Here is a 15,920-nt window from a genome sequence, read left to right as displayed (position 1 = left end):
GCTTCACCGCTTCACCGCTTCACCGCTTCACCGCTTCACCGCTTCATCGCTTCACCGCTTCACCGCTTCACCGCTTCATCGCTTCATCGCTTCATCGCTTCACGGCTTCACGGCTTCACGGCTTCACGGCAGCGGCCAGTCGCCCGCATGCCGCTCGCGCGCTTCCGCCTGCGATACCGACCAGCTGTTCCCGGTGCGCGGTTCTACGAGCGTCAGGCGCCCGGACAGCGCGAACGCGCCGGTGTCGATGAACCATTGCGACCCGATGCGCAGCGGCTTGCGTACCGGCGTATGCCCGCTGCACGTCAGCGACAGGCCGCGCTGCCGGTCGGGATCGGCGAGCCCCTGCACGAGATCGCGCCCCCAGATCAGCCGTTCGCGCACGTTCGGCGCATAGGTGCCCGTGTCGAGCTCGGCATCCGGGCCGAAGAATTCCGCATGCAGCACGTTGAAGCGGTCAGGCCCGTCGCCGACCACGCGCACGAGCGGCAGCGCTTCGACGCGCGCCGCATGCGCGCGCAGCCGTTCCGGCGGCAGGTCGGCGCCCCAGTCGCCGCCGATGCCGCGCCACGCGTCGGCCGGCAGCTTGCCGCGCGCGACGAGGCTCAGCACTTCCTCGTGATTGCCGCGCACGACGTGGCACCATGGGCGATCGAGCAGATCGAGCGCCCGCTCGGATTCGGGGCCGCGGTCGACGAGATCGCCGACCGAGAACAGCCGGTCGGCAGCCGGGTCGAAGCGAACGTCGTGCAGCAGCGCGCGCAACGCATCGAGGCAACCATGCAGGTCGCCGACGACGAAGTCGCGGCCGAGGGTGTTCGCCGGATGTCGGAAGAGGGCGGGGGAGGCAGTCATCTTATTATCTTAGGCGCTTGCGTACATCGCCACGGCAAGCCCGATTGGCGATAATCGGGGCGGTACCGGCCGGTCCGGCCCCGAGCCGACCGGCGCCTTTCATTCGCTTTCGGAAACGCAAAATGACTCTCTATCCGCAAGTATTACGCAACCGGCCGCGCATGGTGTCGGCATTCGTCATCGGCGTGCTGTGCGCGCTGCTGGTGCCCTTCCAGCTGCGTCCGACCGTGCGCGCGCTCGTCGGCTGGGATTGCGCGATCTGGCTGTATCTCGTGATGATGTGGGTGCGCATGGTGACCGCGCATCACCATCAGGTGCGCGAGATCGCGATTCGCGAGGACGAGAACGCGACGACCGTGCTGACGCTCATCTGCTTCGCGACCGTCGCGAGCGTGGCCGCGATCGCGATCGAGCTCGCGACGGCGAAGGGCGTCGGCTTTCGCGCGGGGCTCGGCCATTACGCGGTGACGGCCGCGACGCTGTTCGGCGCGTGGTTCCTGATCCCGACGATCTTCACGCTGCATTACGCGCGGCTCTACTACGCGTCGCCGGCCGATGCGCGCGCGCTTCGTTTCCCCGACAGCAAGTCCGAGCCCGACTACTGGGATTTCCTGTACTTCTCGTTCACGATCGCGGTCGCGTCGCAGACCGCCGACGTGTCGCTTGGGAACCGCTCCGCGCGGCGCGCAGCGCTGTCGCAGTCGATTCTGTCGTTCTACTTCAACATGGCGGTGCTCGGCCTGTCGATCAACGTCGCGGCAGGGCTGCTGAGCTGACGAGCGTGGCAATGCGGCGGTGCCCGTCGGGCATGGCCGCCAGACGGCGCACGCTGCCGGCCGCACATCACGCACGCCGCACGGCGATCCACGCGCCCCAGAACAGGCTCGCGAAAAAGCGCAGCGGTGCGTCGAAACCGGCGTCGTGCAGCAGCCGGTGCACGTCATCCTCGGTCGCGGGCGGATCGGCGCCCTGCAGGATCTTCGCCAGCTTCTCGCGAACCGCGTCGGGCGTCGCCCCTTTCATGCGCCAGCGCTGCTGCCATGCGTCGAGCAGGCGCGGATGGTCCGCGTAGCGGCGGTAGTTGCCGGCGACGACAAGCGGTGCGCCGGGTTTCAGGCGCCGCGCGATCGCGTGCAGCAACGCGGCCTTCGCAGCGTCGCCGGGCAGGTGATGCAGCACGCCGATCAGTGTCGCGCCGTCGAACGCCGCGGTGTCGGGCAGCGCGTCGATCCCGTCTTCGACGAAGCGCGTGCGTGCGCCGAATCCTGCGGCTTCGACGCCGGCGCGCGCGAGCGCGAGCATCGGCGCCGACGGATCGACGGCCGTGAAGCGCCACCCCGGTTCGAGCGCGGCGGACACGAGGATTTCCTGCCCGGTGCCGCCGGCGCCCGCGACGAGGAGCTGCGCGTCGGGCGTGCCGATCGCCGACGCGAGCATGCATGCGCTGAGCTCATGGCATGCGTCATAACCTGCGAGCGCGATGCGGGATTGCTCGGCGTATTCGTTGGCGCGTGCCGGATCGAATTTCGCGGCGCTGGTGGGGAGCGACATGGCGGGTTCCTCGGGTTGACGGCGGACGGTGTGTCCGCGGGCGATCGGCCAGAGCGTAAGCGTGAGGGTGCGCGGCAACAAGGCGAGCAGTCATTCCGGTATGCGGACTACCATGCCTGCCGCTCTGCCTGCCGCTCTGCCTGCCGTTCTGCCTGCCGTTCTGCCTGCCGTTCTGCCTGCCGTTCTGCCTGCCGTTCTGCCTGCCGTTCCGCCCGCCGTTCCGCCCGCTATTCCGCCCGCTATTCCGCCGTTTCCCCGGGGTCGATACGCATTTAAAAATCGCCGCGCGCGCGCGTTGCCGTCATCGAACCGGCGCATACTGTCTCACTCACTCCCGCTTGGCAACCCGCATGCCAGGACCTCCCGCGCCGCGTCAGCGGCGCTGCCGTGCAGCCCGGCACGCACGAGGAGCGCACGATGTCCGATTGTCCGCACGATCCGTATGCGCATCACTACATTCACTGTCTGCCGTTCGGCGCGCAGCCGTGCGGCGCGAGCTGCGCGTCGCCGCGCACGCATTTCCGCGTGTGGGCGCCCGGCTGCACGCAGGTCCAGCTCGAACTCGACGCCGGCAGCGGCATGACGGTCATGCCGATGACGACGGCCGGCCCGAACTGGTTCGAGGTGTTCGCCGAATGCGGCGCGGGTGCGCGCTACCGCTATCGCCTCGACGACACTGTGTCGATTCCCGATCCGGCCTCTCGTTCGCAGCCCGAAGGACTCAACGGCCCAAGCGAGGTCGTCGATCCGCGCGCGTTCACCTGGCGTCATACATTCTGGCGCGGGCGTCCGTGGGAAGACATCGCGCTCTATGCGATCCAGCCGCTTGCGGCCGGCGGCTTCGATGGCGTGCGGCGCCGCCTGCCGCAGCTTGCGCACCTCGGCGTGACCGCGCTCGAACTGCTCGCGTCGCCGCACGACAGCCTGCCGTTCGCGCCGCTCGCGATCGATGGCGGCCCCGATGCGCTGAAGGCGTTGATCGACGACGCGCACGGCTACGGTCTCGCGGTCATGCTCGAACTCGACTACGCGCGCTTCGGCAGCGGCACGGACGCGTTGCGCCATTACGCGGTGCCGTTCTTCCACACTCGCGACGATCCGCTGCAGGCACCGCCGCTCGCGCTCGACCATCCGGAAGTGTGCGATTTCTTCTGCGACAACGCGCTTTACTGGATCGAGGAATACCGTTGCGACGGCCTGCGCCTGCGCGAGGCGGACCGGATCGACAATACGTGGCTGCGCGAGATCGCGGACCGCGTACGGGCCGCGACGCCGTCCGACCGGCTGATTCACCTCGTGCTCGGCAGCGAGCGCCATCCCGCGCATCTCGCCGATACGCACTTCGACGCGCAATGGAACGGCTGCGGCGAGCGGGCGCTGCAACGGCTGACGGGCGGCGCGTCGACGCATGACGGGATTTCGGCGCATCAGTCGATCCATACGCTCGCGCGTGCGCTGACGGCGGCGGGCGCCGCGTTCCAGCCGGCGTCGCCGACGGAGGGCGGCGCAACGGATGCCGCGCTGCCGCTGACGTCGCTCGTGCTGTCCGACGGCGCGTGGCAGGATCGCGAAGCGGGCCTCGCCGCGCTCGCGCTGTCGTTGCTGACGCCGCAGATTCCGTTGATCTTCGACGAAACGGCGCGCGATATCGAGCGTGCGCATTTCGTGCAATCGGCGCTCGCGGTGCGCGCGAAGCTGATCGCGCCGCGGCTCGCCGACTGCCGGCCGCAGGACGCGCACACGCTGCGCATGAGCGGGGCGGGCGAGGCCGATGCGCTGCTCGCGTCGTGGCGGCTTGCCGACGGCGAGACGCTCAGCATCGCGCTGAACCTGTCGCCGGAAGCGTTGCCGTTCGATGCACCCGAAGGGATGGTGGTGTTCGAGACGCCAGGGCGCGCACGCGACCGGGTCGATGAAGGCGAGCTGCCGCCGTATTCGCTCGTTGCGTGGCTCACGGGCGACGTCAACCAGTATGCGCTGACGCACGACGTGCGCCGGATCGACGACGGCACATGGCGCGGGATGCGCGCCTGAGCAACTGAGCAACTGAGCGCGTGCCCGGCGATTACCCGGCGAGTACCCGGCGAGTACCCGGCGCGTGCCGCTGGTGCAGGGTGCAGCGGCGTTGTTACCAGAAGCCGCGAATGCCCGCGATGCCGTGCGCGCCGTGGCGGCGCGCGTCGTCGAGGTGCGCGCGCGTCATCCCGCCGAGCGCGTAGACGGGCAGCGCGACTTGCGCGGCCCATGCGTCGAACTGCGCCCAGCCGAGCGTCGGCGCGCCCGGGTGGCTGAGCGTCGGCAGCACCGGCGACAGCGTGACGAAATCCACCCCGATGCGTTCGGCCTGTTTCAGGTCGTCGAGCGTATGGCATGCAGCGGACACGAGCCGCGCGGCCGGCAACGGCCGGCGCACGGCCGCACGCAGTGCTGCGCCGTCGAGGTGCCAGCCGGCGCCGTCGAGCGCCATCACGGCATCCGCGTCGATCCGCCCGTTGACGATCAACTGCGCGCCGGCTGCGTGACAGCGTGCGAGCGCGTCGGCCGCAAGCCGCGCGAACGACGCTTCGTCGAACGATTTCACGCGCAGCTGCACGAGCGTCTCGCCGCGCGCGAGCACGGCCGACAGGCGCTCGAGAAACGCCCTGCAGTCCGCATCCGACGCGGACGCGGGCTCCGGCGTGATCACGCAGCAGCGCGGCAGCGGCGTGTTCATCGCGCGATGCCGCGATGCGCGGCCGGGTGGCGGCGTGCCGTCATTCGTCGGCTTCCTTCGCGACCTTCGGATACACGCGCACCAGCACGATGCGCGGGCCGTTCATCTTTTTCACGACGACGTCGAAGCGATCGAACGACACGCGCTGCCCTTCGGTCGGCAGGTCGCTCAGCGCCTGGATCACGAGGCCGCCGACGGATTCCGCGCGCCCCTCGTCGATGTCGATGCCGAGCGCCTGCTCGAGCGACACGACAGGCAGGCTGCCCTTGCCCATCAGCGTGCCGTCGTCGAGGCGGGCCCAGTCCGAGTCGCCCTGGCGGAATTCGTCGTGGATCTGGCCGACGAGTGCGCCGAGCAGGTTGTCGAGCGTCAGGAAGCCGATCGGCTTCTCGCCTTTCTTGCCGACCAGCGCGAAGTGCGGCGCACCCTTGCGGAAGCGGCGGAACAGGTCGAGCGCAGGCGTGTCGGGCTTCACGTACTGCACGGGCCGCACGTAGTCGGACAGGTCGTCGAGCGCTGCGCCCGCATGGCGCGCAAGCAGCAGGTCCTTCAGGTGGATCAGCCCGCTCACCTGTTCGCGCGCCGCGTCCTCGAACAGCGGGTAGCGGCTGAAGCGGTGCCGCGCGACGATCTCCATGTTGTCGGGCAGCGGCAGGTCGCGGCGCAGGCCGATCATCTCGTGGGCCGGCCGCATCAGGTCGGACACGGTCATCGACGAGAAGTCGAGCGAATGCGCGAGCGTGTTCCACTCGTCGTTGCTGTACGTGCCGCGGGCCGGCTGCGCGGTGTTGCCGGCGGTGCTGCGGCGCCCGCGCAGGATCAGCTTCAGCTCGTCGGTCGAGTAGTGCGCGTCACCGCCATGGTCGGCCGACAGGCCCGCGAACTTCAGCACTGCGTTCGCGCTGTTGTTGAGCAGCCAGATCGCCGGATACATCGCCCAGTAGAACGCATACAGCGGCAGCGCGACCCAAAGGCCGACCTTCTCGGCCTGGCGGATCGCCATCGATTTCGGCGCGAGTTCGCCGACGACGATGTGCAGGAACGAGATCAGCGAGAACGCGAACGCCAGCGAGATCAGGTGCACGAGCTTTTCGGACTGCACGCCGATCAGGTCGAGCAGCGGGCCGATCAGCTGCGCGAACGCGGGCTCGCCGATCCAGCCGAGGCCGAGCGATGCGAGCGTGATGCCGAGCTGGCACGCGGACAGGTATGCATCGAGGCGCCCGTGCACGATGCCGAGGATGCGGCCGCGCAAGCCGTGCTTGCGGGCGAGGGTCTTGACGCGCGTCGCGCGCAGTTTGACGAGGCCGAATTCGGCCGCGACGAAAAAGCCGTTGAGGGCCACCAGCAACAACGCGCCGATCAGCGCGAAGATCTGAACCAAGGAATCGCTCCGGTAATGACAGGCCCGTCAGTATAGGGCCGAAGGGAAAACGTAATATGTCGGGGCCGGATTCTTACACCGGCGCCTCGCTCGGGAGCGTGAGCGTGAGCGTGACCGCGGCGCCGTCGGCGAACGGGGTGTGCGCGAACGTGCCGCCGTGTGCGAGCGCGACGCGCTGAACCAGCGCGAGCGCCCACGCGACGCGTTTCGCATCGCGCTCGCGCAGCATCTCGCGGCGCGCGAATGGCTCGAGCACGTGCGGGAGGCCCGGGTCGGCGAGCGACGCGGCGTGCACTTGGCAGGCGGCGCGTGCGACGAGCTGCGCGCCGCTCCGTTCAGCGGAGAGCGACACGCGGCTGCCGGCGGCACTCGCCTCGACGGCAGCGATCAGCAGGGCCCACAGCGCCTGCGCGACGCGTTCGCGGTCGGCGGCCAGCGACGGCTCGCCGTCGGGCAGTGCCGCGTCGAGCGTCACCTGGCGCGCGTCGGCGAGTGCGAAGCGGACGAGCGCGAGCGTGTCGTCGACGAGCGGGCGCAGCGCGAACCGCTGCGGCGTGACGGCGAGCGTGCGGGTTTCGGCGCGCGGCGCGTCGAGCGCGTCGTCGATCAGCTTCACCTGCTGGTCGATGCCGGTGCGGATGCCGGCGAGCGCGCGCTGCAGGTTCGGATCGGCGGCGGCGAGCTGGCGCTCGAGCACGTAGGCCCAGCTGTGCATCGCGTTGAGCGGGCTGCGCAGGTCGTGCGACGCGGTCGACAGCGCCTGGTCGCGCAGGAACAGCGCCACCTGCGCGGCATAGTGGGCTGCACGTTCGCGCAGCAGGTCGGCGGCGGGATCGACGGGAGAGGACGTCACGGAGCGGGCCTGTCGGAAGCGGTTGAAAGGTTGAACGCGGGTGAAACGCGAACCGCCATTATAGGGATGGGACCGCGCGCGTCACGCCGCCAGCGCATCCTCGTCCTTTTTCCGTGCGTCGCCGTTCGGCAGCAGCTGGCACGCGAGCAGGCCCGCGAGCATCAGCGCGCAGCCGAGCAGTGCGCGCGTCGTCAGCGTCTCGCCGAGCGCCGCCCAGCCCGCGATCGCGGCGAACACCCCTTCCATGCTGAAGATCACCGCCGCGTGCGCGGGCGCCGCGTCGCGCTGCGCGACGACCTGCAGCGTGTAGCCGACGCCGACCGACAGCAGCCCGCCGTACAGCAGTGTCGGCAACGCGCCGCGCAGCATCGCGGCGCTGAACGGCTCGATGGCGAGGCCGATCGCGAGGCACAGCGTGCCGCACACCGCGAACTGCATGAACGCGAGCACGAGCGGGTCGTGACGTCGTGCCAGGTGGCCGACCGCCATCACGTGCGCGGCGATGATGACCGCGCCGGCGAGCTGGAACCAGTCGCCATAGAGGACCGAGAAATGCTCGTCGATGCTCAGGAAATACAGCCCGATTGCCGCGAGCAGCGCGCCGAACCACGTGCCGGTGCCGATCCGGTGCCGCGCGAACACGCCCATCAGCGGCACGATCACGACGTACAGCGAGCTGATGAAGCCGGCGTTCGCGATTCGCGTGTACTGCAGGCCGACCTGCTGCAGCGAGATCGACACCGCGAGCAGCGTGCCGAGCGCGAGGCCCGGCAGCAGCAGCGCGGGCGTCCGGCGGACTGCCGCGACCTGCGCGCGCGACGCCGGATTCAGGTGCAGCAGCGGAATCAGCACGAGCGCGCCGAGCAGAAACCGCAACCCGGTGAACAGGAACGGCCCGATCACGTCGAGACTCAGCCGCTGCGCGACGAAGGCGGAGCCCCAGATCGCGGCGGCGGCGAGCATCAGCAGGTTGGCGCGGAGGTGCTTGCGGGCGGTTGGCTTCATGACGGTTCGTAAGGCGGAGGACTGACGAAACCCGCTAGTTTACGCCGACATTGCAATGCTGTCGGCAAACCTTCGAAGCGACGCCGCCGAGCGCGCGTCGCGCACCCGCGAGTACAGCACCACCTGCGAGCGCGGCAGCGGCGGCAGGCCGAACTTCGCGCCGACGTCGACGAGCGTGCGCGGCGCGACCCGGCGCGCGAGCGGACACACGGCGAGCCCCGCGGCGGCGGCCGCTGCGACTGCAGCGACACCGCCGCCCGTGAAGCGTTCGCACCACGGCAGCCCCGCGTGGTCGAGCGCGCGCAACGCGGCCGCGCGCACGCCGCACGGGCCGGCCAGCACCGCGAGCGGCAGTGGCTCGCCCGCGCGCGGCGCCCAGTCGGGCGCGGCGAGCCATGCGAGCGGCTCGGTGAACAGCAGCGTGCCGTCGTCGCGCGGCGGATCTTCGCCGGGCTCGTGACGCACGATCGCTGCATCGAGCCGGCGCTCGTCGAAGCGCACGAGCAGGTTCGCGGACATCCCGAGATGCATCTCGAGCGACAGGCCCGGATCCTGCCGGTGCAGGCTCGTGAGCACGGCGGGCAGGTCCGGCACCGCGACGTGCTCGCTGACGCCGAGCGACAGGCGCCGCGCGCCGGCCTCGATCGCGCCGAGCGCCTGGTCGTGCGCGTCCAGCAGCGCGCGGGCGGCGGGCAGGAAGGTTTCACCGTCGGGCGCGAGTTTCACGACGCGTGGCGTGCGCGCGAGCAGCGGTTTGCCGAGATGCGCTTCGAGCCGCTTCAGCTTCAGGCTGACGGCCGATTGCGTGGTGCCGAGCGCGTCGGCCGCACGCGTGAAGCTTGCGAGATCGGCCACCAGCACGAACGCGCGCACCGCGTCGAGATCGAGGACTTTCATTTTCAATGTAAATGAATGAAATATGCATCGATGACTGTTCATTATAGTTCGATGCTTTTAACCTGACTTCGCGTTTCGATCCTTCAACGTCACCGTCAGGAGAACCACCATGCCATTCACCCGTATCGCAGTGCGCGAAGGCAAGCCGGCCGAATACCGCGCGGCGCTCGTCGACGGCGTGCATCGCGCGCTGATGCGCACGTTCAACGTGCCCGAGGACGACATCTTCATGGTCGTGACCGAGCACGCGAAAGAGAACTTCGTGTTCGGCCGCCATTACCTCGACATCGAACGCAGCGACGATCTCGTGATGATCCAGATCACCGCGAACAACACGCGCACGCTCGAGCAGAAACAGGCGCTGTACCGGACCATCGCCGACAATCTCGCCGAGCGTCCCGGCGTGCGGCGGCAGGACGTGTTCATCAGCCTCGTCGAGGTGCTGAAGGAGGACTGGTCGTTCGGCAACGGCATTGCGCAGTACGTCGTCTGACCGGCGGCAACGCGACGATTGCACGCGCGTCGCCGGGAGGTCCTTGCGCCGTGTACTATGGCACTAGTATTACAAGCAGGGCCGGCGACGGGGAGACGCCGGCGATTCTTCATACGCAGGAGCCTCCATGTCGCGTGTGCTGGAAATCGTGCTGTGCATGTCGTTGGAAGGTTGGCCGGCCGCGGCGACGGGCCGGGCGCGGGGCGCGCAACGCGACTTCGGCGCCGAACTGGGCCGCGCGTGGCGCATCTGCCCGCAGGTCCGGATGCGCCGCGGCCACGAGCGCGTGACGCTCGAGCCGTGCGAGATCGTCGAGGCCGAGCCGAGTCCCGGCGCGAGCTGGTGGACGTGGGTCGAATCGACCGCCGCCGGGCGACGCGTCGTCGCGTCGCGCACGCGGACGTTCGCGCCGGGCGTCACGCTTCGCGAGATCTTCGACGCGGAACATGCGGGGATCGTCGTCGCCGCACGTGTGCCGGCGCCGGCGGCGCCGGCTGATTCGCCTGTCGAGGCCGAGGCGTCCGAGGCATCCGGCGCGCCCGGGGCAGCAGAAGCGGCAATGGCGGAGGACGCCGCCATTGCACTGGAATCCACCATTGCGGAGCCGCCGCCCGAGGAAGCCGATTCCGCGGTGCCGGCCGGCGCCGGGCATCTGCGGCTCGTCAGCGAGCGCCGGCGCGGACGCTGGGCCGACGACAGCGGCGTCGTGGTCGAGATGACGCTCGACGACGTGTCGATCCACGACGGCGACGGTCCGCCGCGCCGTTACTGCGAATTGCGCCTCGCGGCGCCGGACTGGGAGACACTCGACGCGCGCACCGCCGCGCTGCACGCGCTGTTTGCGGCCGCGCGCGAACTGAGCGGCGCGTGGCCCGCGTTCGTGCAACTGGCGAGCGTGATCGACCGCGCGTGCGCGGGTGCGCTGGCGGCCGACGCGCCGGTGAAGGCGAAGCTCGTCGATCTGACCGGCGTCCGCAGGCAGCGCGCCGCGCTGTCCGCGCTGTCCGGCGACATCACCGCTCAATGGCTCGGCAACGAAGGCGGCGTGCTCGACCGGGACGATCCCGAATTCGTCCACCAGATGCGTGTCGCGCTGCGCCGCCTGCGAACGCTGATGCGCTTCTTCCCGCTCTACGCGAACGGCCGCTGGAAGGACGCCTTTGCGACCGACCTGCGCTGGCTCGCGTCGGTGCTCGGCACGGTGCGCGACTGGGACGTGTTTTCGACGGAGAGCCTGCCCGCGCTGATTTCCGCCGACGGCGGCAACGCGGAGTGGGCGGGCACGCTCGACGCCGCGCGCGCACAATGCGCAGCCGCGCGCGTCGAGTTGCGGCAGGCGCTGCATTCGGCGCGCTACGCGCGGCTCACGCTCGGCTGGCTCGAGTGGCTGAGCACGTTCGCGCTGCCGCCCGTCGGCCACGACGACGCGCCGTCGCTGAAGCGGCACGTCGCGAAGCGCGTGCGCCGCCTGTTCGGCCATCTGTACAGTTCGCCGTCGCTCGAGACGCTCGACACGGCCGCGCGCCATCAGGTCCGGATCGATGCCAAGCGGCTGCGGTACGCGCTCGAGTTCTTCGCGTCGCTGGCGTCGCGGCGCACGCGCACCGACACGGTCAAGACGCTCGCGCGCGTGCAGGGCGTGCTTGGCGAAGCGAACGATACGGTGGTCGCGCTGCATCATCTCGAACAACTGGCGGCACCGCCGTACCAGCTCGGCTTCGTGCGGGGCTATGGCGCGGCGCTCGAGCAGCGCGCGGTGCGTGACGCCGAGGCGCTGCTCGCGAGCCTGCGCCCGCCGAAGCTTGCCGGCCGCGCAGGCTGAGCGATTTCGCTGACTATGCCGAATATCATGACGCCCCGTCTGTTGCCCGCTGAAAGATGAGCACCGATCCGAACCCGCACGTGTCGCCCGTATCCGCCGAGCCGCTCGAACTGGGCGGCGAACTGTGGTTGCGCGCCGGCGCGCAGACGCTCGGCGGTGCGGCGCGCATCGCGCTGCTGGCGGCGATCGGCGAGACCGGCTCGATCACGCGCGCCGCGAAGGCGGTGGGCATCAGCTACAAGGCCGCGTGGGAGGCGATCGACACGATGAACAACCTCGCCGGCGAGCCGCTGGTGCTGCGCTCCACCGGCGGCAAGGGCGGCGGCGGCACCGCGCTGACGCCGCGCGCGACGTCGCTGATTGCCGCCTTCCGCACGATCGAGCGCGAGCATCGCCGTTTCATCGAGGCGGCGAGCGCGGCCGTGTCCGGCTTCGACGTCGACTGGGCGCTGATCGGGAGAATCGGCATGAAAACCAGCGCGCGCAACCAGCTGTTCGGGAAGGTCGCGTCGATCCGGCGCGGTGCGGTCAACGACGAGGTCGCGCTGGCACTGCCCGGCGGCCAGACGATCGTCGCCGTGCTGACGCACGAAAGCGCCGAGGCGCTCGACCTGCAGGTCGGCGCAGACGCGTGCGCGCTCGTGAAGGCGTCGTGGGTCGTACTCGCGGTCGACGACGGCGGGCCGGCGCTGAAGCTGTCCGCGCGCAACCAGCTGCACGGCACGGTGGAAGCAGTGAAAGGCGGCGCGGTGAACAGCGAAGTGGCGCTCACGCTCGATGGCGGCGGGACGCTGGCCGCGATCATCACGAACGACAGCGTCGACGCACTGGGGCTCGCCGCCGGTCAGCGGGCGATCGCGCTGTTCAAGGCCTCGAGCGTGATTCTCGCGGTGACGGGGTGATGCCGGCGGCCAGCGCAAGCCCGTTATTAGCGTGACCAGGCCCTAAGCGACGCGGCTCGGCCACACGGCGCGCGGCGCGTCCGCCTGCACGCGTCCTTCGCTCACATGGATGACCTGGTCGCCGAACGCGGCGACGTCGTCAGGGTCGTGCGTGATCAGCACCATCGGGATGTCGAGCCGCGCCTGCAGCTCCGCGAGCTCGTGCCGCATCCGCTGGCGCATCACGCTGTCGAGCGCCGCGAACGGCTCGTCGAGCAGCAGGATGCGCGGCTGGGCGATGAGCGCGCGGGCGAGCGCGACGCGCTGCTTCTGCCCGCCGGACAACTGCGCCGGATAGTGGCCGGCGAGCGCTTCCAGTTCGAACGCGCGCAGCCAGTACGCGACTTCCGGCGGCAGCACCTTCGCATGCGGATTGCGCCAGCCGGGCGTCAGCCCGAACGCGATGTTCTGGCGCACGTTCAGGTGCGGGAACAGCGCGTAGTCCTGGAACAGGTACGCGACGCGGCGCTCGCGGGTCGGGACGTCGATGCGACGCGCCGCGTCGAACAGCGCTTCGCCGTTCAGCGAGATCGTGCCGGCATCGGGCGCGAGCAGCCCCGCGATCGCCTGCAGCGTCAGGCTCTTGCCGGCACCCGACGGGCCGAACAGCACGACGCGCTGCGTCGTCGCGGTGAACGATACGTCGAGCGCGAAATGGCGCTCGGCAGTCGCGTACGTCTTGCGGATGTCGACAGTGAGGCTCATGCCAGTCTCCGCCGGGCCGCCCCAAGGGCGTAGCAGGGAATTCGCAGAGCATTGCTCTGTGCCTGCGCAGCCGGCCGGCTTTGCAAAGCCGGCCGTGGGCGGCTGGCCGTCCCCTCGGGGGGCAGCGAGCAAGGCTGGTGTGCGGGATGTTTCATTTCAGCGCGCCCCGGTCAGCGCACGCGACGGCACGAGGCGTCCCGCCGCGAGCAGCACGATCACGCAGGTGATCGACGTCACCAGCACGAGGAAGTTGGCGGTGCCGTCTTCGCCGGCCTGCACGGCCGCATATACGGCAACCGACAGCGTCTGCGTGCGGCCGGGCAGGTTGCCCGCGATCATCAGCGTCGCGCCGAATTCGCCGAGCGCACGCGCGAACGCGAGCAGCGCGCCGGCCAGGATGCCGCGCGCGGCGAGCGGCATCGTCACGCGGAAGAACACCGCGGCCTCGCCGAGGCCGAGCGTGCGCGCGGCGCGCTCGAGCTGCGGATCGACGCCTTCGAACGCGGCCCGTGCCGACTTCAGGATCAGCGGGAATGCCACGACCATCGACGCGATGACGGCGCCCTGCCACGTGAACACGAGCTGGATTCCGTACTGGTCGAGCCATTTGCCGAACACGCCGCGCCGTCCGAGCAGCACGAGCAGGTAATAGCCGAGCACGGTCGGCGGCAGCACGAGCGGCAGCGTCAGCAGCGAATCGATCACGTCGCGCGCAGGCGAACGCCAGCGCGCGAGCGCGAACCCCGCGGCGACGCCGAGCACGATGTCGAGCGCGGTCGCCCAGCCGGCAACCTTCAGCGACAGCAGCAGCGGAATCCAGGCGTCATGCATGACAGGCGACTCACTTGGCAGTGGCGGGCTTGAAGCCGAATTTCGCGAGCACCGACTGGCCTTGCGGCGACGTGACGAAATCGACGAACGACTGCGCCTGCGCGGCATGCTGGCTGTCCTTGACCACCGCGATCGGATAGGTGATCGCGGTCTGCGTCGGCACGGTCAGCGCGACTTTCACGCGCCCGGGCATGATCGCCGCATCGGTGCCGAACACGAAGCCGGCGTCGACTTCGCCACGAGCGACGTAGTCGAGGCTCTGGCGCACGTTGGCGGCCAGCACGCCCTTCGCGCTGACCGCGTCCCAGACGCCCGCCGCGCGCAGCGCACCCTCCGTGTAGCGGCCGACCGGCACGGACGCCGGATCGCCGTACGCGATCCGCTTCACGGCCGGCGCGGCCAGGTCGCGCAGCGACGTCGGCGCTGCCGCCTGGCTGTCCGCCGGCACGATCAGCACGAGCGAGTTCGCCGCGAAGTCGCGCCGCGTGCCGGGCACGATCACCTTCTCGTCGACCGCGCGGTCCATCGCCTTCTGGTCAGCCGACGCGAACACGTCGGCCGGCGCTCCCTTCGCGATCTGCTGCATCAGCACGTCCGATGCGCCGAAGTTGAACAGCACCTTGGTGCCCGGGTGCTGCTTCTCGTACGCATCGCCGACAGCCTTGAACGCATTCGTCAGGCTCGCGGCGGCCGACACGACCAGCTCGTCGGCGGCGCGGGCGGGCGCGGTGAACGCGATCCCGGCCGCGAGCGTGGCGAGCGGCAGCAGGCGGAGCAGGGTGCGGCCGAGCGGACGGACGGATGAGCGCATGGTGGTTTTCGTTCGAATGAAGGAAACCGTAATCGTAATATAGGGCGGGTTATAACGGTTCGCATATTGCTCATGCGACGGCGGGCATGAGCGGTAGAGGGCGTGGGGTGAGATGTGCGCGGCCGGCCGCGCGGCACGCGCGGACGGTGCTGACGGAGCCTACGCGTGCAGCTGGCGAGCCTGCGAACCGGTGCGCTGCAGCGACGACGGCTGCGACGCCGGATGGTAGTTCGGGTTGGCCTTCCAGCGCGCCCGCACGAACGGCCGTTCGTGGCCGGACAACTCCAGTGCGACCTTGGTCACCCAGCGGTGCGACGGAACGGTGATGCCGTGCAACGCGACGGTCACGAGCGCGAGGCTCACGACGACTGCCGGCACCGACCAGCGATGCGGCTCGGCGCGCCACGAGCCGTAGATGAACACCAGCGCCGCGACGGCGCCGACGATGCAGCCGGTGATCGATTCGGATGGCGAATGCGCGGCGAGCGCAACGCGCGACACGCCGACCGCGACGCCCGCGGCAAGCCCGAGCGCGATGCCGAGCAGCCGCACCGGCGTGCGCGCGCGGATCAGCATCAGGAACATCACGACCGGGTAAACCGACGTGGACAGCATCGCGTGGCCGCTGAACCCGGTGAAATCCCATGCGCGGATGCCGATGCCCCAGCCGAGGAATGCGATCTTCGTCAGCGCGACGACGCCGATCGCGGCCGTCAGCACGGCGAGCCAGGCTACGGCGCGCTGCCATGAATAGCCGAGCGCGAGCCAGACGGCGATGGTGACGGCAAGCGGCAGCGTCAGGCCGGCGCCACCGAACGCGGTGATCGAGATCCACAGGTGAGACGGCAGGTCGAACATCGGGAGAGGAGAGCAAGCAGGGGCGGGACGGAATGCTTAATCAACGCGCGAGCCGGGCACAGCGACTACAACGGATACAAGCGGCGAAATACCAGTATAGCCGCGTGCGCGCATGCGCCCCGTTTTTTGCGGGCGCGGGAACTATCCGCGAGCAGGATAAATCCCACAAACAATGTTATTGTGCATTGCACAAAGTCGAAC

General features: G+C 69.8%; 16 protein-coding genes. 5 read left to right on the top strand and 11 right to left on the bottom strand.

All coding sequences use genetic code 11. From position 1 onward, the window contains the following. Positions 1-123: 123 nt before the first annotated feature. Positions 124-855: a metallophosphoesterase gene (locus tag ACV22Z_RS23050; protein ID WP_448078583.1), complete on the bottom strand. Its 732-nt coding sequence runs from the start codon at positions 853-855 to the stop codon at positions 124-126. Positions 856-977: 122 nt separating this feature from the next. Between ACV22Z_RS23050 and ACV22Z_RS23045 the strand changes: the two genes are divergently transcribed. Beyond that, positions 978-1,631: a DUF1345 domain-containing protein gene (locus ACV22Z_RS23045; RefSeq protein WP_448078582.1), complete on the top strand. Its 654-nt coding sequence runs from the start codon at positions 978-980 to the stop codon at positions 1,629-1,631. Between the two features lie 67 nt (positions 1,632-1,698). Here ACV22Z_RS23045 and ACV22Z_RS23040 read toward each other — a convergent pair whose 3' ends face one another. Then, the gene (locus ACV22Z_RS23040; RefSeq protein WP_448078581.1) at positions 1,699-2,406 is read right to left on the bottom strand and encodes a class I SAM-dependent methyltransferase; all 708 of its coding nucleotides are present in this window, start codon (positions 2,404-2,406) and stop codon (positions 1,699-1,701) included. Positions 2,407-2,823: 417 nt separating this feature from the next. On the opposite strand from ACV22Z_RS23040, the gene ACV22Z_RS23035 reads away from it, so the two are divergent. Beyond that, positions 2,824-4,440, top strand: a complete 1,617-nt coding sequence (locus tag ACV22Z_RS23035; protein ID WP_448078580.1) for a DUF3459 domain-containing protein — start codon at positions 2,824-2,826, stop codon at positions 4,438-4,440. A 94-nt stretch (positions 4,441-4,534) separates the two neighbouring features. Here the strand turns inward: ACV22Z_RS23035 and ACV22Z_RS23030 are convergent, their stop codons facing one another. The 5 genes from ACV22Z_RS23030 to ACV22Z_RS23010 all read right to left on the bottom strand — a co-directional run bounded on the left by ACV22Z_RS23030 (position 4,535) and on the right by ACV22Z_RS23010 (position 9,258). Further along, a complete protein-coding gene (locus ACV22Z_RS23030; RefSeq protein WP_448078579.1) occupies positions 4,535-5,119 on the bottom strand; it encodes a thiamine phosphate synthase in 585 nt (194 codons plus the stop codon). 40 nt (positions 5,120-5,159) lie between these two features. Beyond that, a complete protein-coding gene (locus tag ACV22Z_RS23025; RefSeq protein WP_448078578.1) occupies positions 5,160-6,503 on the bottom strand; it encodes a hemolysin family protein in 1,344 nt (447 codons plus the stop codon). A gap of 73 nt (positions 6,504-6,576) precedes the next feature. Beyond that, positions 6,577-7,356: a sensor histidine kinase gene (locus tag ACV22Z_RS23020; RefSeq protein WP_448078577.1), complete on the bottom strand. Its 780-nt coding sequence runs from the start codon at positions 7,354-7,356 to the stop codon at positions 6,577-6,579. Positions 7,357-7,437: 81 nt separating this feature from the next. After that, positions 7,438-8,361, bottom strand: a complete 924-nt coding sequence (locus ACV22Z_RS23015) for a DMT family transporter (protein ID WP_448078576.1) — start codon at positions 8,359-8,361, stop codon at positions 7,438-7,440. A 39-nt stretch (positions 8,362-8,400) separates the two neighbouring features. Next, positions 8,401-9,258 carry a LysR family transcriptional regulator gene (locus ACV22Z_RS23010; protein WP_448078575.1) on the bottom strand — a complete coding sequence of 286 codons (858 nt, stop codon included), beginning with the start codon at positions 9,256-9,258 and terminating at the stop codon, positions 8,401-8,403. A 109-nt stretch (positions 9,259-9,367) separates the two neighbouring features. Between ACV22Z_RS23010 and ACV22Z_RS23005 the strand changes: the two genes are divergently transcribed. The 3 genes from ACV22Z_RS23005 to ACV22Z_RS22995 all read left to right on the top strand — a co-directional run bounded on the left by ACV22Z_RS23005 (position 9,368) and on the right by ACV22Z_RS22995 (position 12,475). Next, positions 9,368-9,751 carry a tautomerase family protein gene (locus ACV22Z_RS23005; protein WP_448078574.1) on the top strand — a complete coding sequence of 128 codons (384 nt, stop codon included), beginning with the start codon at positions 9,368-9,370 and terminating at the stop codon, positions 9,749-9,751. 127 nt (positions 9,752-9,878) lie between these two features. Then, positions 9,879-11,573 (top strand): CHAD domain-containing protein, encoded by a 1,695-nt coding sequence (locus tag ACV22Z_RS23000; RefSeq protein ID WP_448078573.1) that lies wholly within the window; start codon positions 9,879-9,881, stop codon positions 11,571-11,573. Positions 11,574-11,629: 56 nt separating this feature from the next. Continuing rightward, positions 11,630-12,475, top strand: a complete 846-nt coding sequence (locus ACV22Z_RS22995) for a TOBE domain-containing protein (protein ID WP_448078572.1) — start codon at positions 11,630-11,632, stop codon at positions 12,473-12,475. 42 nt (positions 12,476-12,517) lie between these two features. Here ACV22Z_RS22995 and ACV22Z_RS22990 read toward each other — a convergent pair whose 3' ends face one another. The 4 genes from ACV22Z_RS22990 to ACV22Z_RS22975 form a co-directional block, all read right to left on the bottom strand. Then, positions 12,518-13,219 carry a sulfate/molybdate ABC transporter ATP-binding protein gene (locus ACV22Z_RS22990; RefSeq protein ID WP_448078571.1) on the bottom strand — a complete coding sequence of 234 codons (702 nt, stop codon included), beginning with the start codon at positions 13,217-13,219 and terminating at the stop codon, positions 12,518-12,520. 156 nt (positions 13,220-13,375) lie between these two features. Next, complete coding sequence (modB, locus tag ACV22Z_RS22985) at positions 13,376-14,050, bottom strand: molybdate ABC transporter permease subunit (RefSeq protein WP_448078570.1); 675 nt, start codon at positions 14,048-14,050, stop codon at positions 13,376-13,378. A 10-nt stretch (positions 14,051-14,060) separates the two neighbouring features. Next, the gene (gene modA / locus ACV22Z_RS22980) at positions 14,061-14,861 is read right to left on the bottom strand and encodes a molybdate ABC transporter substrate-binding protein (protein ID WP_448078569.1); all 801 of its coding nucleotides are present in this window, start codon (positions 14,859-14,861) and stop codon (positions 14,061-14,063) included. Between the two features lie 159 nt (positions 14,862-15,020). Next, a complete protein-coding gene (locus ACV22Z_RS22975) occupies positions 15,021-15,719 on the bottom strand; it encodes a phosphatase PAP2 family protein (RefSeq protein WP_448078568.1) in 699 nt (232 codons plus the stop codon). Positions 15,720-15,920: the final 201 nt, after the last annotated feature.

It is taken from the genome of Burkholderia sp. PU8-34 (genome assembly GCF_053427725.1).
This window is presented reverse-complemented; position numbering and strand designations above follow the sequence as displayed.

Coding starts and splice junctions, on each gene's coding strand:
- ACV22Z_RS23050 (WP_448078583.1), bottom strand. CDS start 855: ATGACTGCCTCCCCCGCCCTCTTCCGACATCCGGCGAACACCCTCGGC.
- ACV22Z_RS23045 (WP_448078582.1), top strand. CDS start 978: ATGACTCTCTATCCGCAAGTATTACGCAACCGGCCGCGCATGGTGTCG.
- ACV22Z_RS23040 (WP_448078581.1), bottom strand. CDS start 2,406: ATGTCGCTCCCCACCAGCGCCGCGAAATTCGATCCGGCACGCGCCAAC.
- ACV22Z_RS23035 (WP_448078580.1), top strand. CDS start 2,824: ATGTCCGATTGTCCGCACGATCCGTATGCGCATCACTACATTCACTGT.
- ACV22Z_RS23030 (WP_448078579.1), bottom strand. CDS start 5,119: ATGAACACGCCGCTGCCGCGCTGCTGCGTGATCACGCCGGAGCCCGCG.
- ACV22Z_RS23015 (WP_448078576.1), bottom strand. CDS start 8,361: ATGAAGCCAACCGCCCGCAAGCACCTCCGCGCCAACCTGCTGATGCTC.
- ACV22Z_RS23010 (WP_448078575.1), bottom strand. CDS start 9,258: ATGAAAGTCCTCGATCTCGACGCGGTGCGCGCGTTCGTGCTGGTGGCC.
- ACV22Z_RS23005 (WP_448078574.1), top strand. CDS start 9,368: ATGCCATTCACCCGTATCGCAGTGCGCGAAGGCAAGCCGGCCGAATAC.
- ACV22Z_RS23000 (WP_448078573.1), top strand. CDS start 9,879: ATGTCGCGTGTGCTGGAAATCGTGCTGTGCATGTCGTTGGAAGGTTGG.
- ACV22Z_RS22995 (WP_448078572.1), top strand. CDS start 11,630: ATGAGCACCGATCCGAACCCGCACGTGTCGCCCGTATCCGCCGAGCCG.
- ACV22Z_RS22990 (WP_448078571.1), bottom strand. CDS start 13,219: ATGAGCCTCACTGTCGACATCCGCAAGACGTACGCGACTGCCGAGCGC.
- modB (WP_448078570.1), bottom strand. CDS start 14,050: ATGCATGACGCCTGGATTCCGCTGCTGCTGTCGCTGAAGGTTGCCGGC.
- modA (WP_448078569.1), bottom strand. CDS start 14,861: ATGCGCTCATCCGTCCGTCCGCTCGGCCGCACCCTGCTCCGCCTGCTG.
- ACV22Z_RS22975 (WP_448078568.1), bottom strand. CDS start 15,719: ATGTTCGACCTGCCGTCTCACCTGTGGATCTCGATCACCGCGTTCGGT.